The following is a 19,011-nucleotide window of genomic DNA, read 5'->3' as shown; positions in this document are numbered from 1 at the left end:
CATGCTTGATAGTAATTCAAATTTCTGCAATCTCAGAGACAACGAACTTAAACCTCTACATCCCTACCTTTACTGCAATGAAGGGGATAAGTTCTGGGAAATCTCTGAAATCAATATCAACGAATTTGGCGAGGTATGGGTTGACCGTTGGGGACAGCAATATCAAGAACGTGTTGTTGATAATAATCTCTCCCAAATGAAGATCCACGACATGATGGCAGGCATAGCTACATTCAACGATCTTCCGTTTGATACTCTCAACAATCAAGTGGTGGCCACCCAAATACCCGGTGGCCATCGTTTTCAAGGTACATTTGGGGGAAGCGTCATTAACAAGGTCGCTATTTCCATCCGTATCAAACGCCCCTTTGTAGCCACCTTTGAAGATTTTGGTGTCACGCCGGAACAGATTCGTATCATCATGGATGTTCTGGCAAGAGGCGGTAACATCTATGTAGTCGGCGGTACATCCACAGGAAAAACAACTTTTCTTAAAATTCTGCTTCATCTTCTTGATCCAAGGTTGCGCCTTATCCTTATTGAAGATACGGCGGAGCTGGAAGCACCGCATTTAAACCAAGTACGCCATATTGCCAAACGCTTTGATACAGGAACCGGACTTGGTTATGACCGTAAAATGGATACCGTCATTCGTGAAAATCCGGATGCTTTGGGTGTCGGTGAGCTTTCTATTTTCAATGCCTTCCCTAGTTTCAACATCATGAACCTGGGTAATGAGAGTTTTTATTCAACTGCACACGCAAACAATCCTCTGGAATTTCTGGATGGTTTTAGAACGCGCGTCATGCTGGACGGACACAACGCCTCTGGCGTTGTGGAAGGTCTTGTTCGTCGTCTGGATCTGATCATTCAACTGGGTCGTGATGGTGAAAAACGTGTGATTAAAGATCTCGTTGATCCTGAAGACCTCCCGTGGAGAAGTCTTGTTGGTGGTGAAGATATTGACAACGCCAATGACAACAGATTGGAGCGTATTCACAACCCGTTTGTGAAACGCAATCTTAAGGGTCTCTATAAAAAACCAAACTATCAGTCTCAATTTGGTGATGGTGGTTTAATGGAAGATGAGAAGCTCTTTTTGGCTTCACAAACAGGATAAAGCGGCAGGTTTAGCTTCCTACTCCAGCTTTGGAATTAACAACGTTTGGCGTTAAACTTTCTCTGAATAACAATCTTAAATATAAACTAAAATATTCATTGAAAACATTGCTAACATTTAGAAAAAGGAAATACAAACATGTCAAATGATGAGGGAATTTCTTTCGAAGATTTTGATGCCTATCTTCGTGATGAAGCCCCGCCACACGATCCATCAACAGGTGAGATTGAAGAAATAAATGAACCTGTTTCTGAAGCAGAGAAAACCAACAAACACCTTCAGCAGATTAATTCAAGTATCCACGCTGTTGTTGTTGCCACAAGAGACCTTGAAGCAAGCAAAGCTAAGGAAGAAACTGTTCAACGTGTCGGCACTGATGTAATGAACGCCCAGCAGATTGCCAAGGAAAACAAAGAAAAAATTGCAGAAGTTCAAATACTTACAAAGGAAAACACTAGTCACCTCAAGAGTATCAAAGATGAAATGGGAGGCCGGGACCTCGAAGACCTTAAGGCATCTTTGGAAACAACTATAAGAAACCTGAACAAAGCTGCTGAAGCGCGAATAAACGGTAAGCCTTCTACGCGAAAATGGCTCCTTTATGGGTCTCTTACCTATTTTATTCTTACTCTCGTTGTAGGTGTCTATTTAGCTATATCAATGAACCCCATTCTAACTCCCGAAGTCATGAGTGCATTAGATAAATGCTATACAGCAGTACAACGAGATAATCGTGCTTATAGCTGCAAAGTAACAATACGCCCTGACACCAACCGAAAGTAACCAGTGCTAGACTTTTTTTCTTCACCCTTTACAGCATTGTAGAATAATGAAACCAGATTGCGACTTTTCAAATGAAATGTATAAGGCTTCCAGCTTAATACTTCTTAGTTTATCGGTTTTTTCCCTAAACGTGTTCCCTCTTACCCCCATCCAAACCTGTTACTATCTTGGTTTTGTGTTTATATGCAGCGTTATCTGGATAAAAACACGCCCCTTAGTAAAAAGGGAGTTATTCGACAAGTCTGTTTTATCAGCAGAGGAAAAAAACGAATTCCTTCTGTTCTTTAAGGGTTTCGCACAGGTATTTTCATATTTAGCGGTGGCTTTAGTCGTATGGCGTGGATTTACTTTCTTTATCTGGGGGGCTGATCCAACCGGAATTACACCAGACTTAATCATGGAATGAGTGACCAGAATAGCTTGTACGTTCTATGAATAAAAAAGGTAAGTCTATCTGCTCTAATATGGCATACCTGGTTTGCGATCGATCTCCGGATTAGCCGCGGTCGGCACGTTTTTACGTCACAGACGCTGTCCTATTTCTTCAGTTACAGAAGCATTGCCGGCACGAGATCTGCTGCTGAAGACATGATTACCCGGGAAGAATAGGTATCAAAATGGAATCACTTTCCATCATGGCCCATCCAGATCCAAACCTTTGACAATAGCTTTCATCGGCTTCAGTGATTTCTGAACAGCATCTGTCGCCTGTTTTTGACGATAATAATCTTTGAGCTCTCTGGTTTCTTTCTCTAATGCTTCAAATGCATTGCGGTGTTTGTTAGCCGTTTGTCGATCTTCAGCAAATGCGTCTTTGAATTTATGATCATTAATCTGGTCACGTACTGTCTGTGCTGGCTTACCATCGGCATCCTTACCCTGTTGAATACGATCTCGCATAATGGCATTTGACGCATCTCTTTTAAGCACTTCTTGTTCAATACCTGTTCTTTTCAGAAGCTGTGCTGTTTCTTTATCGAACTTCCCTGTTACATCTACCCCATATCTTACAATATCAAGTGCAATCCGCCCTTTGTTAAGTTTCAGTTCATCAGCTTTCGTATAAGCCGTGATAGCTTTATCAAGTCGATATGCCTTGGCCTGTTCTTTAACTTGTTCCGGCTTCAGCCCCAGTTTGGTCGTAAATTCAGAACCACCGAGTTCAACAATTTTTGAAGCTTGCTTATTGCGCAAATGAAGTTCTTTTTTGAAGAGTTCTTTATTGCCTGTCTTCGCCATAATATCTCCGGCCAGGCCAACCCGGCGGCGAATATTCATATACTCCTGCGTGGCGTCCACAACTTTGGCCACCTGTTCATGACCTTTAGACAGGGCAATATTACGCATTGTATGGAAGTAAGCATTCTCTTTAACACTATAAAGTGACACGCCTTCGCTCCAAGCGTAACCACCCATATGTTTAGCTATCTTATATGCTGGATGCTGATTAAGACGCTGCATAACCTCCGCAGCCTTCTTATCACGCACTTGCAGTTGGCCAATCTCTTCAGCTTTCTTATAGCCTTCAAGTGCATTTCTAATGCCGTGGCTCAAAACATCCTTGCGGAACATTTCTGGATATTTTGAAGACTTTGTAGCCACACTTTCTAAACCACGATTATGAATAGTCCATGCTGCTTTCTCACGTTGTTTAATCAGATCCCGATGACGATCACCATAAAGATCACCCCAAGGCTTCAGCCCTGCTCTTTTGGCTTCTTTGCGCAATTCACTGACAGCGCGGCTGGCTCTATCATAATGTTCCATGATGCGGCCTGCGTCGATCTTGTCACCAACACGATCTAAACCACGTAACTCATGATATGCGGCATGACGTTTAATCTTCCAATAGTCGGATTCAACTTCTTTGGCCAAACCAACAACGGCTTTCCCTGCCCGTTTTTCAGGGTCTTGAGCAACGATACTCTCAATACCAAATGCTTTTGCATCACGAGTTTTGTAATCGTTAGTTGGCACTTGATTATAATCATCAATGGCAAGTCGTAATTCATGATTACGTGCATGACGATGAATTTCTGTTTCTTTAATCCCATGCAAACGCCAAATATCAGTTTGACCATCTTCACGCAAGGTAAATGCCATTCGCTCCACTTTGGCCATTTGTTCACGCCATTTGCTATACCCTTCAATTTCAAATATTGGTGATTTCGTTGCTATTTTTTGGTCTTTTAATTCTTCATATGTATTCGCTGCTAATGAACGTGCATCAATATAAGTTTCAACTTTGTCAATATTAGAGAATGCAATATCATCTGCACTTACTTTAATTTTACGCAGATCAATGACACTTTCATATTGCTGCGCCTGTGACTTGATCCCCTTCCAGCTAATGCGCTGTTTTGGCTTTTCTCCATTCTTGACCATCGCATGTGGACTTTTTTGATCCTTCGCTTTGTCTTTAACAAACTTCACCAATGGACCGTATAGTTCTTTTTCCTGAAGGAACTTATGAGCGTAGCCATTACGTTCCAGGCGCAATTGGTCGTACTCTTGCCATTTAGGATGCAAGCGGCTAGCGTAACCAGGATGACTTACCTTAATTTCATTCCAGAGGTCTCGCGCATGTTCTGTTACATCGGCGTAATCACGCAACTGTTCAAAGGCGACCTTTTCAATTTTCGTAAGTGGTTTATCCATATCACCGACGAGAACTTTTAGCTGTTCCTGTGTCACGTTAATTTGACGAACAGCCTTTGCATAGTCTTTCCAATCATCTAATGCCCGCCTTGCCAGGTCATTTCGTTCTGCACTTAACTCAGAGAAAGTTTCAAAGCCTTCCAGTTCATAAAATTCTTTATTCTGCTCCAAGGCCTCCAATTGCATATCGGAATACATGGATTTAAGTTCATCACCGATTTCACGGAAACGGTTCATATCTTGCTGAACACCCACAAGATTATCTGGCGGGTTATAATCAGAAACCAGATCTTTATTGTCTGTGCGATTAAAGACACTGGCCAGATCATCAACATCACCAGCTATAAGATGATCATCAGCATAAAGTTTCACATCGTCCCGGTGGCGTGTCAGACCTACATAGGCTGCATCACTTCTCATATGCTCAGATGACCATAGGAAGGCCCGGTCAACGGTTTTACCCTGCGCTTTATCAATTGTGACAGCATAGGCATGATTGAAATTGACGTTTCCATGATCTGCGCGAAAACGCACTAATCGTTCTGAACTATCTAGGCGAACATCAAAGTAAACGGCCTTGCCTTTTTCAAAGATCTGTTCAACGAAACCGGATGAACCGTTCTTGACCCCTACCCCATCACCTGAAAGAGTCTTCACGTTAAGATCGTTATTTTCATTCTTCAGGAATACGATACGATCATTAACACCCCAATCTCGCCCACGGATGTTATGTGTATTCTCTATAAGTTCTCTTTCAACAAGCCTTTCCCTAATAGCTGCATTCAATTCACCAACGTCTTTATTCGTCGCGGCCATCGTCAAACGTTCGGCAGTATTCTTGATTTCACCCTGCAATGAGCCGACATAATCACCAACGAGATTTTCAAACATCTCTTGGCGTGAACCAATGAAAACACGATCATGATCATTGTATGCGTGAAGGGCTTTACGAACATCACCATCTGAAAGATTGATACTAGCTTCTCTCTGCCATTCAATGTTCTGACGACGAATATCAGAAAGAATAGTTGCGTTTGTTCGTCTGGATATCTCCTCAAAGGCTCCACCCGCCGCAACTGACTTTTTCTGCGCACTATCACCAATAAGAACCGCCTTGGCCCCTGCATCGGCAATTTTAGTGAGAACCTTTTCAAGATGTTTAGTGCCAGACATACCCGCTTCATCGACAAAGACAACTTCATTGGGAAGAAGCTTCTGATCAATCTCAAGACGCTCTGCACGTTCAATCAATGCTGCCGCTAAATCTTTCTTGCCAGATTGCAAAGCAACCTCTGCATCTTCACGCAGCTTGTCTGGATAGAGGAACTTATCAATTGTAGTTGATTTAACGCCTGCCTCTAATTCAAGATTTTCTGCTGCCGCCCCGGCAAGTGACATACCACGAACCTTATAACCGGATGTTTTCAGTTCATCAGCTGCGACTTCCACAAGTGTTGTCTTACCGGAACCAGCCCTACCCTCAATGACAACAATACTCTCTTTAGAAATAATACGTTCGATTGCTCTTCGCTGTTGCCTATTTAGAAAAGAGAAATCTTTTGCAATCTTCTCATTCACTCGTTCATGATTGATTGAAATGGCTGTTTCTTGTGCTTGCAAACGATCCAAGGCCGCAAACATCTTTTTCTCTGTTTCAACATATTGAATTGTTGAGAAACGATCTTTTCCACGTAGATCAACACCAACTTTCACAAGGTCTTGATGTGCCATAACCTTAGCAGATAGAACGTTATAGGCGGTCAAATCCTCACCAACAACGTTTGATACTTGGCGCATAAGGTCTGCTTCTGTAAATGTCGCCTTGGTGAGATTGATATCCTTAACAATCATATCCGCTACTTTATCGAACTTAGCGGCCCTATCTGCTCTGATACGATCATTCTCACTTACGAGTTTTGATGTTTTCCCTTCTTCATGCATCTTTCGCGCATGATATCCTTCATGCACAGTTGGTTCGATATCCAAACCTTGATCTTTGTAAGAACGATGATCTAAGCGTGGTTCATGTCCTGCTTCCACTAAATGACGGTTTCCGATATCTGCATATGTCTTACGAGACAATTCCAGTAAATCGCGTTGTTTAAAAAATGTAGAACCAAAATCTGCATGGCGTGAACTAAGACCTTGTTCATTAACCTTGCGCACAACACCCATGATGTGTGCGTGTGGATTATTATCTTCCCAGTGGATTGCGTGCTGTGTGACTATGCCTCTATCCGCATAACTCTCTTTTATGAAATCTTCAATAAAGCGAACAGACTGTTCTTTATTAAGCTCATTTGGAATAGCAACGATCTCACGAAAATAAGACATTGCCTTTGCTTGTTTTTCTAAAATCGTGTCACTGGTTTGTTTGTGCCAGCGGTTTTCTAAATATTGATTTTCACGATTTTCAATATCTTCCCAGAACTCAACATAACTTCCATCACGCGCATGTTGCTTAATCCACTCTGGTGCATCATCTGGAACTGTCATTCCTGAAGACAAAAGATCATCTCTATCTGTGTAATTGAAATGCTCTCTATTGAGCGTGTCATATCCTTCGCGACGATGGATATATGCAGCATTACCAACTGATTGGAGATTACCTCCATGTCGGTAAATAACTTGCCGCTGATAATGTATCCAACCCATAAAACGCCGTAGGCCCACGTATAATGTTTTCACGAAGTGGAAGCATTATACAATAAGTGCGCATGTCGTCAAGAAATACTCCTACGTCGTATTAACGCCAGAACGGTAACTTACATACTCATTCCCTTTTCTTTGTTTAGGTCATACATCAGGTGAAAAACCGTATTGTCTCCAAAGGGAGACACGAGTTGACTTCAGACAAACAAACAACTTGCGCGTAGCGCTTCATCAAAGGGTTGTTGTGGCCTGTGGGTATGTGGTCAAAGGTGCAGTTATCCATGCCCGAAGGGGGTGGGTAACTGTGCCGTTCGCTTGCGATTGTCCATATATCCACAGGCCATAGGCGCGCCGCAATGCCCTCATTGCTAAAGAGGCGCGCCTTGGCGGGGGTGTGGCAAATTCGGAAAATGATAAGTTCGCGAAGCGGCCTTACCGAATTTGCCACACCCCCGCCCCGCCCGCGATGATCGTAAGAGCATCGCATTCAGCGAGAATAATTATTAAAAAATCAACATACCTTTTCTGCAACTCTCATCATGAGTTGTTGTGTTCTAATGTGGATATGTGGTCAAAGGTATAGTTATCCATGCCCGAAGGGGGTGGGTAACTTTACCGTTCGCTTGCGATTGTCCATATATCCACATCAACGCATTGTATTGGTTTAGGAATGTAGATAGTTGAAACCGCATTGCCTCATCGGATGCTTATAATATTTTGTCTTCAGGTCGCGAGGGGCTTTAATGCAAGTTTTTAAAACACCACCTCACATCATTTTACATTTTAAAATCGTGGAAACTAAGAAAGTCTACGCGCTTTGCGCAATTGGAATTGATGTTTACTGTTTCTATTTTTCGTTCATTTTGTCAGACACAAAAAAAGGTGCTTGCGTAATGCAGCACCCTAATCTGTTTAATGAATTAGATAATTTAATCCTCTGTTGTCCCAACCCATTTATCACCTAAGTATGCATTAGCCCCTTTATCATTCATTCCATCTGGCCATACATCACTATAGTTTAAATTTTCGATCTTCTCTTTTGTCCAAAGACCATTATTGGCAATTGTAATAATATGTTCCCCTTCAAGATCGTTAACGACTAGATCATCAAGACTGTTTGTGATGTTATCGACCTTATTGTTAGTGAAGAAATAAATCATTTTATAATTCCTTTACCCTACTTGCTCTTGTTTTGATTTAAAGATTGCGACACTCCTTTGACGTGCTGCGATTGCTTTTGCTTTATACTGCTCTAACCTTTCTTCAAGGTGAGTGTATTTTGTATTGTCTTTTGTGATTTGAGTTTCATCATCATTAAAGAAACCTTCGAAGATAAAAGAGATATGACAAGGTTTTGTAAGAAGCATTGCTGCCTTTTCAAAGTCACACATAATGTTCTCATTGATGGAAGATGGAATATCTCTTTTGATGATGATAAACATTTTAAGCTCCTTGGTTAATACCGCTTCGACTTCTTACTTGCAGACAAAAAGCGGAGGAGAATAATCAATCCTCAAAAGGGGCGATTGCGCGGCCCGCAGGCGTAGCCGAGGACACGAGCCCCTTTTGACCCGAAGGGCTTGGGATTGAATATTCGGGCGAAGGGCCTAAGCCCCATAGGGGCGTTAAACAACCTCGCGCCCGATTAGGGTGCGGCCATTAGCAATGCCGCAAAAATGAAAACAAAAAAATAGGTGCCGCATTTTCCGCAGCACCCGATTTTTTTTTATTTCATTACCTCAAGACATTCCGACAACAACAGTCGCGCTTCATCAATCTCAGGGAATTCTTCAAATACGTTTTCTGTATGATCAATAAGCCAAACGTTTAGAATATTTTCCGCAGCCATTATCTTTTGTAATGTATTTTGCGGCTTAGTTTGTTCTTCTGGATCAGCATCTATTTTCACTTCATGAAATGAAACCATGCAATCGCATTTTTCACAGTGCGCTTTTTCAAAGGTTGAGCTTAATTCATATTTTTGCAGTTCAATACTCCATGTCGCATATGCATCAACTAAGATTTCGTTATTACCACAAGAGGTACAAACTATTTTAATTTTGTTAGACATGTTACATACACCCATTATTGAATTGAAAAGAAAATAACTATTGAGAAAAGAAAGAACGAAAGCCCAAAGGCATTTTTTAGAAAATTATATATATTCATAATTTCGCGCCCTTCTATTTCATCAAAACAATTAATTTTGATGAAACATTAGTTCCGCTTTCTTTAAATTCTCTGGCGGGTAAATCTTCCATATGTTCAACAACGTTATTTATCCATTCTTGAAACGCTTTTGCTTTTTTTGTGCTGTGGAAGAATGCCCCTTGGCTAGTAATCGCTACCAATCGACCACCCGGTTTTAAAAATTGAAATGCATGTTGTACGTGATCAATATCTTGACCATTTTCAAATGGTGGGTTCATCACAATGCGGTCATAAAGTGGTGTTGGTTCTAAATTCAAGAAATCATCACCGATTAAGAAATGACCTTTCTTTTTTAAAATCTCACGTAAGCTGTGATTTACTTCGCAACAATCAACGCCCTCGCCTAACTCATCGGCAATATAACCGCTTCCAGCTTGAGGTTCTAAACAACGCATACCTTTTTCAATTTGTGCATATGGCAACATTTTATTTTTGATTGTGCTTTTGGGCGTTGGGAAATATCCCGGAATTTTTGAGAATGCGAGACTTTCAATATCTCGTCTCAATGCTTCCGCTTTTTGTTCTTCTTCGCTTGGACCTTCAAGCAAGCTCCACAAAATTTTCGACTGTGCTGTATCATGATAAGGTTTGTTTGTATCAATTGCCGTGTCATAGTAACCACAATTTGAAGTGTCTAATTTGCTTTGTGTAAGCTCATGAATTGCCTTTTTACTTTTTAGGTTTTTTAATTCTTCAGGAACTTTATTTTCATCATGAAGGTTTGCAAGAATGCGCAAAGCTTGTTGTGTACGTTTTAAATGGTTCCCGTCGATCCGAGCATATCCAGCTTCTTTTTGACGCTTTGGAGTATTTGCTAAACGGTTTGAACATAATTTGTCGTCAATCTGTTTTTGCATATTGTCGGCTAGTTCACGAAACTTATTAGAAGGTGATTTCTTAACTGTTTCATTTTTCTTTTTAGGCTGTGGTGTGTTTGGTCCGTCTGGATCTGTGCCTTGATCAAACAAAGAAACAAACTCTTTTGCTGCTTCTATTGATTTGAATGCAAAACCTCGTGGTGTCTTTCCCCATTTCTTTGAATACCAACCGCCTAAAGCTCTCGCCTTTTCACGCCAATCTACAAAGGTTTCTCTTTCAGCTTCAAATTGAGGCACAGCAATAAACATTTGAAAGCCTTTTTTAGTGTGCGTGTGTTCTTCAATTTCAAATGTTGAATTTTCAGTTTGCTTTGCGATTTCCTTTTCTATCTTTGTTGAAATTTCAAAAGGAGATAAACACCATTCACCAGATGGAATACTTTCTACACCACTATAAAGTTCATTCTTGACGATCTGCCATCCACTGGCGTGTTCGTGACCATCCTTCAGATAAAAACCATTACAATAATGACCTGCGTCACGGTGTTCTGCATCCTTTCCCATTTCCACAAGGTGCTTTGTTTCTTTGGCATTAATTGCCATTTTGCGCATTTCATTGAAATTTTGGCGCTTTGATTTTGAAAAACCTAAAATGATAGTTTTAAGGGTGCTATGCCCCCAATAATCAGATTGTAAATCACTCTTATTTTGAATGAGTTCCGCAACAATTATAGATTTAGGCTCTTGCCCTAATTGTTTTGTTGCTTCTTTAAATTTGTCTTCAGCATCGAGCAAGAAAGACGCACGTTCAACAGCCTTTAGATTTTGTTCATGCTCTTGCTTTCTTCTTCTATCTGCTGTTGCGGCCGCTGCACCTGTTTGATAAAAAGCAATCTCCAATTCTGTTAAAGACATAAAAAGATTTTGATTAACTGCATTTTCTGCGAATTCGAGAGTTAGGCTTTCAAGATACCAATCTAACGAATGCGGCTGTTTTTTATCATCGCACCAAGCAACTTGATATTCATGCTTTTCTGGTTTCATGCCAGAACCAATGAGCATGCAAGTTTTATTTTTTAGCTCTCTTACATCAACAATATAGCCTTCTTTGTGGCCATGTGTTGAAACGACTGGCAAACCTAAAGTTAATGTTTCAATTTTGGTGGGAAAGTTGATTACATTTGAGGTTTTCATTTTAGATACTCCGCTATTGTGTGTTTCGCTTTCTTCACCTGAAGACAAAAAGCGGAGGAAAAAATTCAACCCTCAAAAGGGGCGATTGCGCGGCCCGCAGGCGTAGCCGAGGACACGAGCCCCTTTTGACCCGAAGGGCTTGGGGTTGAATTTTTGGGCGAAGGGCCTAACCCCATTGGCTAAACGATAATTATTCATTAGCTTAAGCAGGAGTTTTAATGTCAGTTCCCAGACAAATAGACAACTTGCGCCGCAAAGCGGTGCTACGGAACTAGGTTGTTGTGGCCTGTGGCTATGTGGTCAAAGGTGTTTTTATCCACGGACGCTTGCGGCGGTGGGTAAAATCGCCGTTCGCTTGCGATTGTCCACATATCCATAGGTCATAGACGCGCCTCAATGCCCACAGCTAAAAAGGCGCGTCTAGCGAGTGTGTGGCAAATTCGGAATATGATTAGTTCGCGAAGCGACCTAACCGAATTTGCCACACACTCGCCCAACGTCTAACGCCATACAGATTCGCGCAACAAAAAAGGCACCGACTTTAAAGCCAGTGCCTTGTTACTCCATTTATTTAACCTTACTCCGCTGGTTCAGCCCCTTTAGGGTGCACTCCAACAACAGTTGGAACATGACGCCTTAAATCATCTATTCTTTTTGATTGTTCTTCAACACGACCAGAAACAAAGCCTACTGTTTGCATCATTTCAGTAACCATATTGCGCATTTCACGAACTTCGGCCCCAACAAAGGATTCAAGTTCATCTATTTTGGCAATTAGTTCTGCATTTGACGCTGTTTTAGTACCAGACATATTAGTGTAACTCCTTATAGGTATAATATAGCAGAAAATGGAGAGAGTTCAAATACCCTCTCCAATTTCAAATTAAACTTGCTTAATGGCGATGCGCTTTGCTGTTTTGACGATATGATTTGAACCACATTCAAATGTATCGCCTTCACCAGATTGCCAAGATTCAACATCACCTTTCAATTTGATAATATCGCCGGGGTTCCACTTCTTGACTTTATCAATGATGACTGGAGAATATGTCTGTGTGAAATGGATCATATCTCTTTCTTGCCATTCTTCATTTGCATCTTGATAATGCTTGGTCGTTCCAATGGAGATATAGGTTTTACCTTCTTTCTCGTTAATAGAAACAAGACGACCTTCAAAGTTAAATTTCGCTTCAGAGTGGCCTGTGTATTTGTATGACTGTGACATGATTTAGTCCTTTGCAATTTGATGTATTTTAAAATTAAGTCAATGAGCTGATGCCCGTTTCGACTTCTTACTTGCAGACAAAAAGCGGAGGAGAATAATCAACCCTTAAAAGGGGCGATTGCGCGGCCCGCAGGCGTAGCCGAGGACACGAGCCCCTTTTAACCCGTAGGGCTTGGGATTGAGTATTCGGGCGAAGGGCCAAAGCCCCATAGGGGCGCAAATAACTTCGCGCCCGTTTAGGGCGTGGCCGGAACACTGCTATTATAATTAACTAAGATATCAGCCATATTTCACATAATAATATTATTATAGATAATTATAATAACTAAACTAGTATAATTAATTGACATATCCATATTATCTGGCATAATTCAGATAGTTGAATTAATATAGATATCCCAGTAAGGAGATTTTTTATGACAGGACAAGTTCTCTCAGTCGTCCAAAAAAAAGGCGGATCTGGCAAAACCACGGTTTTAGCTTCAATCGCTACATTGATGCATGAAGATGGTGCTAAAGTTGCTGCGATTGATACAGACCCTCTCACGCCTCTTGCCGATTTCGTTGAGGCCTGCAACAAGCAAGGCATCGAAATTGATTATGAGATTGAGACAGATGAACGCGCACTTCCCAAACTCATTCTCGCTTACAAAAAAGAATACGATATTGTTCTTATCGATACTGCTGGTATCGATTCAAAAGCAACCGACCATTCCATTCAGCTTTCAGACTTAATACTTGTCCCTGTAAAGGCGGCAAAACCTGATGCAAAAGGGTTGGTACATATTCTTGAAACGATTGAAACACAAGCTGCTCTTAAAGCAGCCCACATTGGGGAAGACAATTTCAAAGTTCCTACTTATATCGTCTTCTCAGACTTCAAACCCAATACAAAAATGGCAAAAATTTCAAGTCAGCTGATTATCCAAAAGGCTAAAGCAAAGGATATCACTGTCCTTGATGGAAAAATGCTACATCGAACACTATTTGAGGATTTTATCAGCTTTGGAGGTTTCCTCGAAGGAAACGCCCGTTCAGCCGCAAAAGATGTTTTGGCCTCCTTGCAGATCGCAAATGCTCTGGATTATTACGATAAGAAAAAGAGGTAACAATGGCTCGCAGAAGCGTTCAAGATTTCAATTTAAATGATGCTGAAGTTCTAGCACAAGAAGAACTTCACAAAAAAGTTGATCAAAGCGTTAATCACAAACCTTCATTAAGTGGCGAACGCAATCTGGATCAAGACCTACCCAAAAAGAAGCCAGGGCCTAAGCCAAAATTCAAAGACAAGAAAGTTCAATTGAATTTTAGCGGAATTCCAGAACCTGTTAGAACGGTTTTTGACACTTTTTCAAAAAACCTAAAACAAACTGATGGTGATCTGGTTGATATTGGCAAAAAAGATGTTTTGCTATTGGCACTAGCCGATTACGGAATACCGATACCTGAAAAATATTTACCAGATATCCGCCCTAATAAAGTTAATAGAGATAATGCAGCTAACTTAACTATTAAAGATATTATAGATAATTAAGATAGTTAAATACTCCCCCTTATTGTCAACCTTTCACAGCGAGTTAGTGTACCTAGCCTAGATAATCGCACTAGTGCGACTAATCAAACTCTTCAAAATATTAATGAAATTGTGGATGCTTGATTTTCAGTACAGTTGGTAATGGATAAACAAAAAGTATGAGTAAGATAAAATATACTATTAAACCCATAAGCGACGAATTGTTTCATATTTTTGCAGACGGTGAGTATATCGGAGGCATTGGAGAACTTGATACAGGTTTCTTACTTATCATAAAAAATTACACGACTAACGTTAAGAATTTGTCTGAAGCTGTTTCACAAGCCAAGAAAATTCATCGTGTTTTTACCAGTCTGCTTGATAAAGGTGAATTCATAGGGAGCTTAAATAAAACAGAAGATTTTGTGAAATTTCGCGACTTATCTTTGGCACACTTCCCTAAAACAGCAATCTCAAATCCAGAGCTTGCCAAATCCCTCATATATATTCAGAAATTTAGCGCTGCATTATTAGATAGTTTAGAAAAAGATGATTACAAATCAACTATACACTGCCTTTCTTGGTTTAACGAAACGAAGAAAGATTTTGTAAATGAAATTGAACGTTTTGAAGACCTAATTACCGAATAATATTGCCAGACGCTTGAGGGTGATTGTTTAAAGTTTTTTTGTCTGTATATTACTTTGAAGTTGAGAAATATTCAGAATTTAAATTCCACTTATGAAAACATTCATTATTTATGCAAGATATAGCTCTGATCTCCAAAATCCAAAGTCTTGCGAAGACCAAATTCAATTATGCACTGAATATGTAGAACGACAGGGGGGCTATGTTGCTCAAGCTTTCTCTGACGATGCTATAACTGGTAAAACAATGAAAAGACAGGGCATTGAGAAAGTCCTTGAGGTGATCCAAGCACGTCCTGGGGTAATATTACTATGCGAAGCCCTTGATCGTATAAGCCGTGATCAATCAGACATACTTTTTTTCTTTAAATTATTAAAATTTAACGACGTCGAGCTACATACAGTTCAAGATGGCCGCCTTAACAAGCCTGGCTTAACCATAAAAGCATATCTTTCTGAAGCCTACACGGACGATGTGGCAAAAAAAACAAAACGTGGCCAAGTCGCAGCCGTAAAAAGAGGTAAAGTGGCTTCTGGTATTTGTTATGGCTACAATGTTTGCAAAAAATATGATGAAAAAGGTGAACCAATTCGAGGCCTTCGTGAAATCAACCCAGATCAATCAGAAGTTATCAAACGTATTTATAAAGAATATTCTGAAGGGCTGCTACTTTCTGAGATCGTTGAGACGTTAAACAAAGATGGCATTCCCAGCCCATCTGGTAAACTCTGGAAAATTAATACGCTACTAGGAAACAGGCAAAAATTAATTGGTATTCTTAATAATCCTATGTATGTGGGACAGATTGTCTTTAACAAAGAAAGGCACATAAGAGACCCAATTACAGGAAAAAGACTGAAGAAACTAAACCCGCGTGAAGAATGGGTTTTTAAAGATATGCCATCTTTAAGAATTATCGATCCAGAAACTGAAAAAAAAGTAAGATTGAGACAAGATCGACTATTAGTAACCAAAGGCAACAGAACAAGAACAACAAACCCATTAACCCAAAAGTTATTTTGTAAATGTTGTGGTAGCTCTCTAAATCTACAAAAGAAAGAAAGATATTTCTGCATTCAGCATACCAAACACAAAAACTGCAAAAATAAGAAATCTATTTCACTAGAAAAACTAATGGAAGAAATCAGCATTCAATTAAGAAAAGCCTTGAAAAATAATCGACATCATAATTTGTATAAAGTTCAAAAGTTCATCTCAGACCAAAAACAAGAAATCACGGTTGAGCAAAATAAATATAAAGTGCAACTTTCAAACCTCTACGAATTCGTTGCTAAAGGAACACTTACCCCCTCAATAAAAAAGAAAATTGCAGAATATGAACATCGGCTTGCTGTAATAAAATCTAGATCAGAAAAAACATTAACTCCAGCTGGAAGAGCAACTAGGCCATTAGAAGACTATTTAAAACGTGGAGCCCTTTTATATAAAGACATTGAGTTCCAAAAAGACTTCGCTTCACTAATAACTGAAATTAGAGTTGATGAATTTCAAAATATTTTCGTTAATCCTAATTATGAAGCCATTTTAAAGTGGTCAATATCTGAATTAAGTAATCCATGAAATCACCAGTATTTTGTAACTAATACACCGAAATGAAAAAAGCCGGAGAAACGCTGATTCTTAGCCTTTTTTCATTTCAAGTAAGAGCAAAGCGACCTATTCGTATGAATCCAGCTTTGATCAAAAAATCAGAACCTACAATCATTGGATGATATGACATGCCCTTATTTAACTTGTCGGCATAGCCGCTAACAACGCTACCCTTCATTTCTTCAATACCATGAGCATACGCATAAGATGTTGCAAAGGTTGGATCAATAATCTCACCACTTGTCAGGGTTACCCAAGCGTGAATATTTTCACTTTGTTTACGGCTAGGGTTTCGTACTAAAGCTGAATAGAAGTTTTCATCCTGCTTGAAATAGTCATCATCATCTAATACAACGTAACCAAACGTCAATATTGAAGGTATTTTTACCTTTTCTTCTAGATACTCATGCGTCGCTTGGGAAATAGCCAAACATTGACCTTTAAATGCTTCATATCCGATATCTGTGAATTTTTGACTGAAAAATCGACTATACTTATTGAGTGTCTTCTTATCGAGATATGGCTTTCTCTTAATCAATGGGAATGTAACGTCAATTCCATTCTCGTTACTTCTAGATACTGCGCTCTTAAATTCTTCTACATAAGACAACTGCAATTCCTTTTCACATTATGCTTACGAAACGTTCAATATACGACGACTGTAAACTGTTTCGCTTTAATGGGTGTAAATTAAAAGCTGACATTTAATTCCCTCCAGCTTCGCCCAGCCATTCCATAGCCTCTTGATGTTCTTCGGCTGTCATTATACCCGCCCCGCTTGCGTCATCAATACGCTTCAATAAATCTGTGTAGCGTTTTTTAAATGTTGCTGCAATTTGCGCAGCTTGCAAAGCGGCCTTTACATCGCCCGTATCGCCCTTGCCAGACAGTGTACAGATACCCAAATCAACGGCGTGAACGTTGAAGGCTATTTTCATATCGGTTTTGTGTGATCCGTTCCGTTTGATTTTGAAAACCTTTATTGAATTGTAGACATTGCATGTTTAATTACATGGCGCAAAGCTTCTTCACTTGCGATCCAATGTGGAAACTCTTCACCGTTTCCGTAAATCTGTCCTTTCCAAAACAAGCCTTGCTCCTCAACCCGATAGGAGGCAAAGAAATTATCGTAATCAGGATGACCATCTTCATCCAGTTCATGAAAAGTAAGAGACAGCACGTCTTCATGATCTTCACCAAAAGCGGAAGGCCATGTATCAAGCTCAATAATAAAACCTCGTTTACGAGCCATATTGTAAGTTGTTTTGGAAATATTGAACATTGTGACGTATCCTGTTGAGTTCCTATCTTGATAATAATGTAGCATGAGACTACATTTTAAGTCAATGCAAAAAGTAGCGTGACACTACAAATATTTTACAGTATAAAAACCTATGGATATGAAAACTCGCATAAAATCCCTTGGGCTTAATCAGCAAGACCTTGCAGATTTGTTAGGCCATAACAGGGTTACAATAAACAACCGTTTGAATGGCAAGAAGAACGCGACCATCACACAAGATATTATATCACTGGTGGCTTTTGGTGAGGCGTTAAAGAGTGTTGATCCAGACCTTTACGGCAAGACAGTAAATACCCTTCTTGCAGACAAAAAAGAAGGGGCGTAACGGCCCCTTTTATCCATTAGTGAAGCTTACCTAGAACTCGTTGGACCTTCTAAAAGACCTTGGCTTCGTGCTTCCATTACAAAGTCCTTTAATATTCCTGAGATATGTTCAAGCTTGCTAAATTCTTCTTTGGTTAGATCGTCATGATCCAGTGCGCGGCTTGCATATTCCCATAAGTAATCAGCTTTTTTATATCTGTCTACGATGCTATCTGCATCTTCTGCGGCCTCTGCTGCTTCACCTTGGATTTGACGCATATCATTGTGTATTAGGCTGACAATATCGCTATTAAAGAGTGTTGGAATAACAACATTTGAAGCCATGCCGTTGCGCTCAACATTACTGTTTGTCTGTTCAACTTCTGTAATCTGACGTTCTTTCAACACGCCACCGATAGATAACCCTGTAAAAAAGATAAAAGAAATATTGAACAAGTGATCTAGTTTGCCTTCAAAATCACCTAATGCTTTATCCAAAAGTGATGTGTGGTTCAAAAACACCAGCAACACACCAATGATTGCACCGATCCCGATCGTCGCAAATTGAGTTTTCTCAAAGAGACTGTATTTGTTCATATCTTTTTACCTTCTATTTGTGAAGCTTACTGAAATCTTACTTGGCCTTGCGAGTGCCACCATGCAGCATTACATCTGGGTTGGTTCTCAAAGACAGCACATTGCCAATTTCGATACTGGACACTTGGGGATCGTCAAAGCCTGAATAGACTTCCAGTTCTCCATTGTCCAAACCGGACGGGCCAGCCGCTTCTACAATGTGCTTTGCGTCTTCTTCGCTTTCAGCTTCGACAACGACAATACCGCCATCAGACATTTTTGCGGACACATGCACCATAAATTTCTTTTTGTCGCCCATCTGCTTTCCTTTGCATTTCCTAGTGTTTTCGAATTGGGTGGACTACATCATTTAAAGTAGACCATTTATCGCCCATC

Annotated in this window: 19 protein-coding genes; 7 read left to right on the top strand and 12 right to left on the bottom strand. The window is 40.1% G+C overall.

The features are described from left to right. Position 1 precedes the first annotated feature (1 nt). Together MTBPR1_RS16465 and MTBPR1_RS16460 are read left to right on the top strand one after the other, a co-directional pair. Complete coding sequence (locus MTBPR1_RS16465) at positions 2-1,120, top strand: ATPase, T2SS/T4P/T4SS family (protein WP_069190125.1); 1,119 nt, start codon at positions 2-4, stop codon at positions 1,118-1,120. Between the two features lie 138 nt (positions 1,121-1,258). Beyond that, a complete protein-coding gene (locus tag MTBPR1_RS16460) occupies positions 1,259-1,903 on the top strand; it encodes a hypothetical protein (RefSeq protein ID WP_069190124.1) in 645 nt (214 codons plus the stop codon). A gap of 633 nt (positions 1,904-2,536) precedes the next feature. On the opposite strand, the gene MTBPR1_RS16450 is transcribed toward MTBPR1_RS16460, so the two are convergent. From MTBPR1_RS16450 to MTBPR1_RS16420, 7 genes are all read right to left on the bottom strand, one after another. Beyond that, positions 2,537-7,216, bottom strand: coding sequence for an AAA family ATPase (locus MTBPR1_RS16450; protein ID WP_083223172.1), 4,680 nt, complete (start codon positions 7,214-7,216; stop codon positions 2,537-2,539). Positions 7,217-8,142: 926 nt separating this feature from the next. Further along, positions 8,143-8,373, bottom strand: coding sequence for a hypothetical protein (locus MTBPR1_RS16445; protein ID WP_069190121.1), 231 nt, complete (start codon positions 8,371-8,373; stop codon positions 8,143-8,145). Positions 8,374-8,385: 12 nt separating this feature from the next. Further along, a complete protein-coding gene (locus MTBPR1_RS16440; RefSeq protein WP_069190120.1) occupies positions 8,386-8,655 on the bottom strand; it encodes a hypothetical protein in 270 nt (89 codons plus the stop codon). A gap of 284 nt (positions 8,656-8,939) precedes the next feature. Continuing rightward, on the bottom strand, positions 8,940-9,284 hold the full coding sequence (locus tag MTBPR1_RS16435) for a hypothetical protein (protein ID WP_069190119.1): 345 nt from the start codon (positions 9,282-9,284) through the stop codon (positions 8,940-8,942). 112 nt (positions 9,285-9,396) lie between these two features. Next, on the bottom strand, positions 9,397-11,436 hold the full coding sequence (locus MTBPR1_RS16430) for a DNA methyltransferase family protein (protein WP_069190118.1): 2,040 nt from the start codon (positions 11,434-11,436) through the stop codon (positions 9,397-9,399). A 577-nt stretch (positions 11,437-12,013) separates the two neighbouring features. After that, complete coding sequence (locus tag MTBPR1_RS16425; protein WP_069190117.1) at positions 12,014-12,247, bottom strand: hypothetical protein; 234 nt, start codon at positions 12,245-12,247, stop codon at positions 12,014-12,016. Positions 12,248-12,319: 72 nt separating this feature from the next. Continuing rightward, complete coding sequence (locus MTBPR1_RS16420; protein ID WP_069190116.1) at positions 12,320-12,661, bottom strand: hypothetical protein; 342 nt, start codon at positions 12,659-12,661, stop codon at positions 12,320-12,322. Between the two features lie 416 nt (positions 12,662-13,077). Between MTBPR1_RS16420 and MTBPR1_RS16415 the strand changes: the two genes are divergently transcribed. From MTBPR1_RS16415 to MTBPR1_RS16400, 4 genes are all read left to right on the top strand, one after another. Further along, entirely contained in the window at positions 13,078-13,770 is a 693-nt protein-coding gene (locus MTBPR1_RS16415) for a ParA family protein (protein WP_069190115.1), read from the top strand. Between the two features lie 2 nt (positions 13,771-13,772). Next, positions 13,773-14,195 carry a hypothetical protein gene (locus MTBPR1_RS16410; protein WP_069190114.1) on the top strand — a complete coding sequence of 141 codons (423 nt, stop codon included), beginning with the start codon at positions 13,773-13,775 and terminating at the stop codon, positions 14,193-14,195. A 158-nt stretch (positions 14,196-14,353) separates the two neighbouring features. Continuing rightward, positions 14,354-14,824 carry a hypothetical protein gene (locus MTBPR1_RS16405; protein ID WP_069190113.1) on the top strand — a complete coding sequence of 157 codons (471 nt, stop codon included), beginning with the start codon at positions 14,354-14,356 and terminating at the stop codon, positions 14,822-14,824. A gap of 91 nt (positions 14,825-14,915) precedes the next feature. Then, a complete protein-coding gene (locus MTBPR1_RS16400; RefSeq protein WP_069190112.1) occupies positions 14,916-16,403 on the top strand; it encodes a recombinase family protein in 1,488 nt (495 codons plus the stop codon). A 76-nt stretch (positions 16,404-16,479) separates the two neighbouring features. On the opposite strand, the gene MTBPR1_RS16395 is transcribed toward MTBPR1_RS16400, so the two are convergent. The 3 genes from MTBPR1_RS16395 to MTBPR1_RS16385 all read right to left on the bottom strand — a co-directional run bounded on the left by MTBPR1_RS16395 (position 16,480) and on the right by MTBPR1_RS16385 (position 17,715). Beyond that, entirely contained in the window at positions 16,480-17,043 is a 564-nt protein-coding gene (locus MTBPR1_RS16395; RefSeq protein ID WP_069190111.1) for a hypothetical protein, read from the bottom strand. Positions 17,044-17,137: 94 nt separating this feature from the next. Next, positions 17,138-17,371: a hypothetical protein gene (locus MTBPR1_RS16390; protein WP_069190110.1), complete on the bottom strand. Its 234-nt coding sequence runs from the start codon at positions 17,369-17,371 to the stop codon at positions 17,138-17,140. A 41-nt stretch (positions 17,372-17,412) separates the two neighbouring features. Further along, positions 17,413-17,715 carry a hypothetical protein gene (locus MTBPR1_RS16385; protein WP_069190109.1) on the bottom strand — a complete coding sequence of 101 codons (303 nt, stop codon included), beginning with the start codon at positions 17,713-17,715 and terminating at the stop codon, positions 17,413-17,415. A 118-nt stretch (positions 17,716-17,833) separates the two neighbouring features. Here MTBPR1_RS16385 and MTBPR1_RS16380 point away from each other — a divergent pair, with 118 nt between their 5' ends. After that, positions 17,834-18,061 carry a helix-turn-helix domain-containing protein gene (locus MTBPR1_RS16380; RefSeq protein ID WP_069190108.1) on the top strand — a complete coding sequence of 76 codons (228 nt, stop codon included), beginning with the start codon at positions 17,834-17,836 and terminating at the stop codon, positions 18,059-18,061. Positions 18,062-18,087: 26 nt separating this feature from the next. On the opposite strand, the gene MTBPR1_RS16375 is transcribed toward MTBPR1_RS16380, so the two are convergent. Further along, positions 18,088-18,636, bottom strand: coding sequence for a hypothetical protein (locus MTBPR1_RS16375; protein ID WP_069190107.1), 549 nt, complete (start codon positions 18,634-18,636; stop codon positions 18,088-18,090). Between the two features lie 37 nt (positions 18,637-18,673). Then, entirely contained in the window at positions 18,674-18,913 is a 240-nt protein-coding gene (locus MTBPR1_RS16370; RefSeq protein WP_165602693.1) for a hypothetical protein, read from the bottom strand. Between the last annotated feature and the right edge of the window lie 98 nt (positions 18,914-19,011).

Source organism: Candidatus Terasakiella magnetica (genome assembly GCF_900093605.1).
Taxonomy (GTDB): domain Bacteria; phylum Pseudomonadota; class Alphaproteobacteria; order Rhodospirillales; family Terasakiellaceae; genus Terasakiella; species Terasakiella magnetica.
The sequence above is the reverse complement of the archived record's forward strand: the minus strand, read 5'-3'. Positions and strand labels throughout refer to the sequence as shown.

What these genes read in the sequence shown, in the direction of transcription:
- MTBPR1_RS16465 (WP_069190125.1), top strand. Translation starts at nt 2, where the DNA reads ATGCTTGATAGTAATTCAAATTTCTGCAATCTCAGAGACAACGAACTT.
- MTBPR1_RS16460 (WP_069190124.1), top strand. Translation starts at nt 1,259, where the DNA reads ATGTCAAATGATGAGGGAATTTCTTTCGAAGATTTTGATGCCTATCTT.
- MTBPR1_RS16450 (WP_083223172.1), bottom strand. Translation starts at nt 7,216, where the DNA reads ATGGGTTGGATACATTATCAGCGGCAAGTTATTTACCGACATGGAGGT.
- MTBPR1_RS16445 (WP_069190121.1), bottom strand. Translation starts at nt 8,373, where the DNA reads ATGATTTATTTCTTCACTAACAATAAGGTCGATAACATCACAAACAGT.
- MTBPR1_RS16440 (WP_069190120.1), bottom strand. Translation starts at nt 8,655, where the DNA reads ATGTTTATCATCATCAAAAGAGATATTCCATCTTCCATCAATGAGAAC.
- MTBPR1_RS16435 (WP_069190119.1), bottom strand. Translation starts at nt 9,284, where the DNA reads ATGTCTAACAAAATTAAAATAGTTTGTACCTCTTGTGGTAATAACGAA.
- MTBPR1_RS16430 (WP_069190118.1), bottom strand. Translation starts at nt 11,436, where the DNA reads ATGAAAACCTCAAATGTAATCAACTTTCCCACCAAAATTGAAACATTA.
- MTBPR1_RS16425 (WP_069190117.1), bottom strand. Translation starts at nt 12,247, where the DNA reads ATGTCTGGTACTAAAACAGCGTCAAATGCAGAACTAATTGCCAAAATA.
- MTBPR1_RS16420 (WP_069190116.1), bottom strand. Translation starts at nt 12,661, where the DNA reads ATGTCACAGTCATACAAATACACAGGCCACTCTGAAGCGAAATTTAAC.
- MTBPR1_RS16415 (WP_069190115.1), top strand. Translation starts at nt 13,078, where the DNA reads ATGACAGGACAAGTTCTCTCAGTCGTCCAAAAAAAAGGCGGATCTGGC.
- MTBPR1_RS16410 (WP_069190114.1), top strand. Translation starts at nt 13,773, where the DNA reads ATGGCTCGCAGAAGCGTTCAAGATTTCAATTTAAATGATGCTGAAGTT.
- MTBPR1_RS16405 (WP_069190113.1), top strand. Translation starts at nt 14,354, where the DNA reads ATGAGTAAGATAAAATATACTATTAAACCCATAAGCGACGAATTGTTT.
- MTBPR1_RS16400 (WP_069190112.1), top strand. Translation starts at nt 14,916, where the DNA reads ATGAAAACATTCATTATTTATGCAAGATATAGCTCTGATCTCCAAAAT.
- MTBPR1_RS16390 (WP_069190110.1), bottom strand. Translation starts at nt 17,371, where the DNA reads ATGAAAATAGCCTTCAACGTTCACGCCGTTGATTTGGGTATCTGTACA.
- MTBPR1_RS16385 (WP_069190109.1), bottom strand. Translation starts at nt 17,715, where the DNA reads ATGTTCAATATTTCCAAAACAACTTACAATATGGCTCGTAAACGAGGT.
- MTBPR1_RS16380 (WP_069190108.1), top strand. Translation starts at nt 17,834, where the DNA reads ATGAAAACTCGCATAAAATCCCTTGGGCTTAATCAGCAAGACCTTGCA.
- MTBPR1_RS16375 (WP_069190107.1), bottom strand. Translation starts at nt 18,636, where the DNA reads ATGAACAAATACAGTCTCTTTGAGAAAACTCAATTTGCGACGATCGGG.
- MTBPR1_RS16370 (WP_165602693.1), bottom strand. Translation starts at nt 18,913, where the DNA reads ATGGTGCATGTGTCCGCAAAAATGTCTGATGGCGGTATTGTCGTTGTC.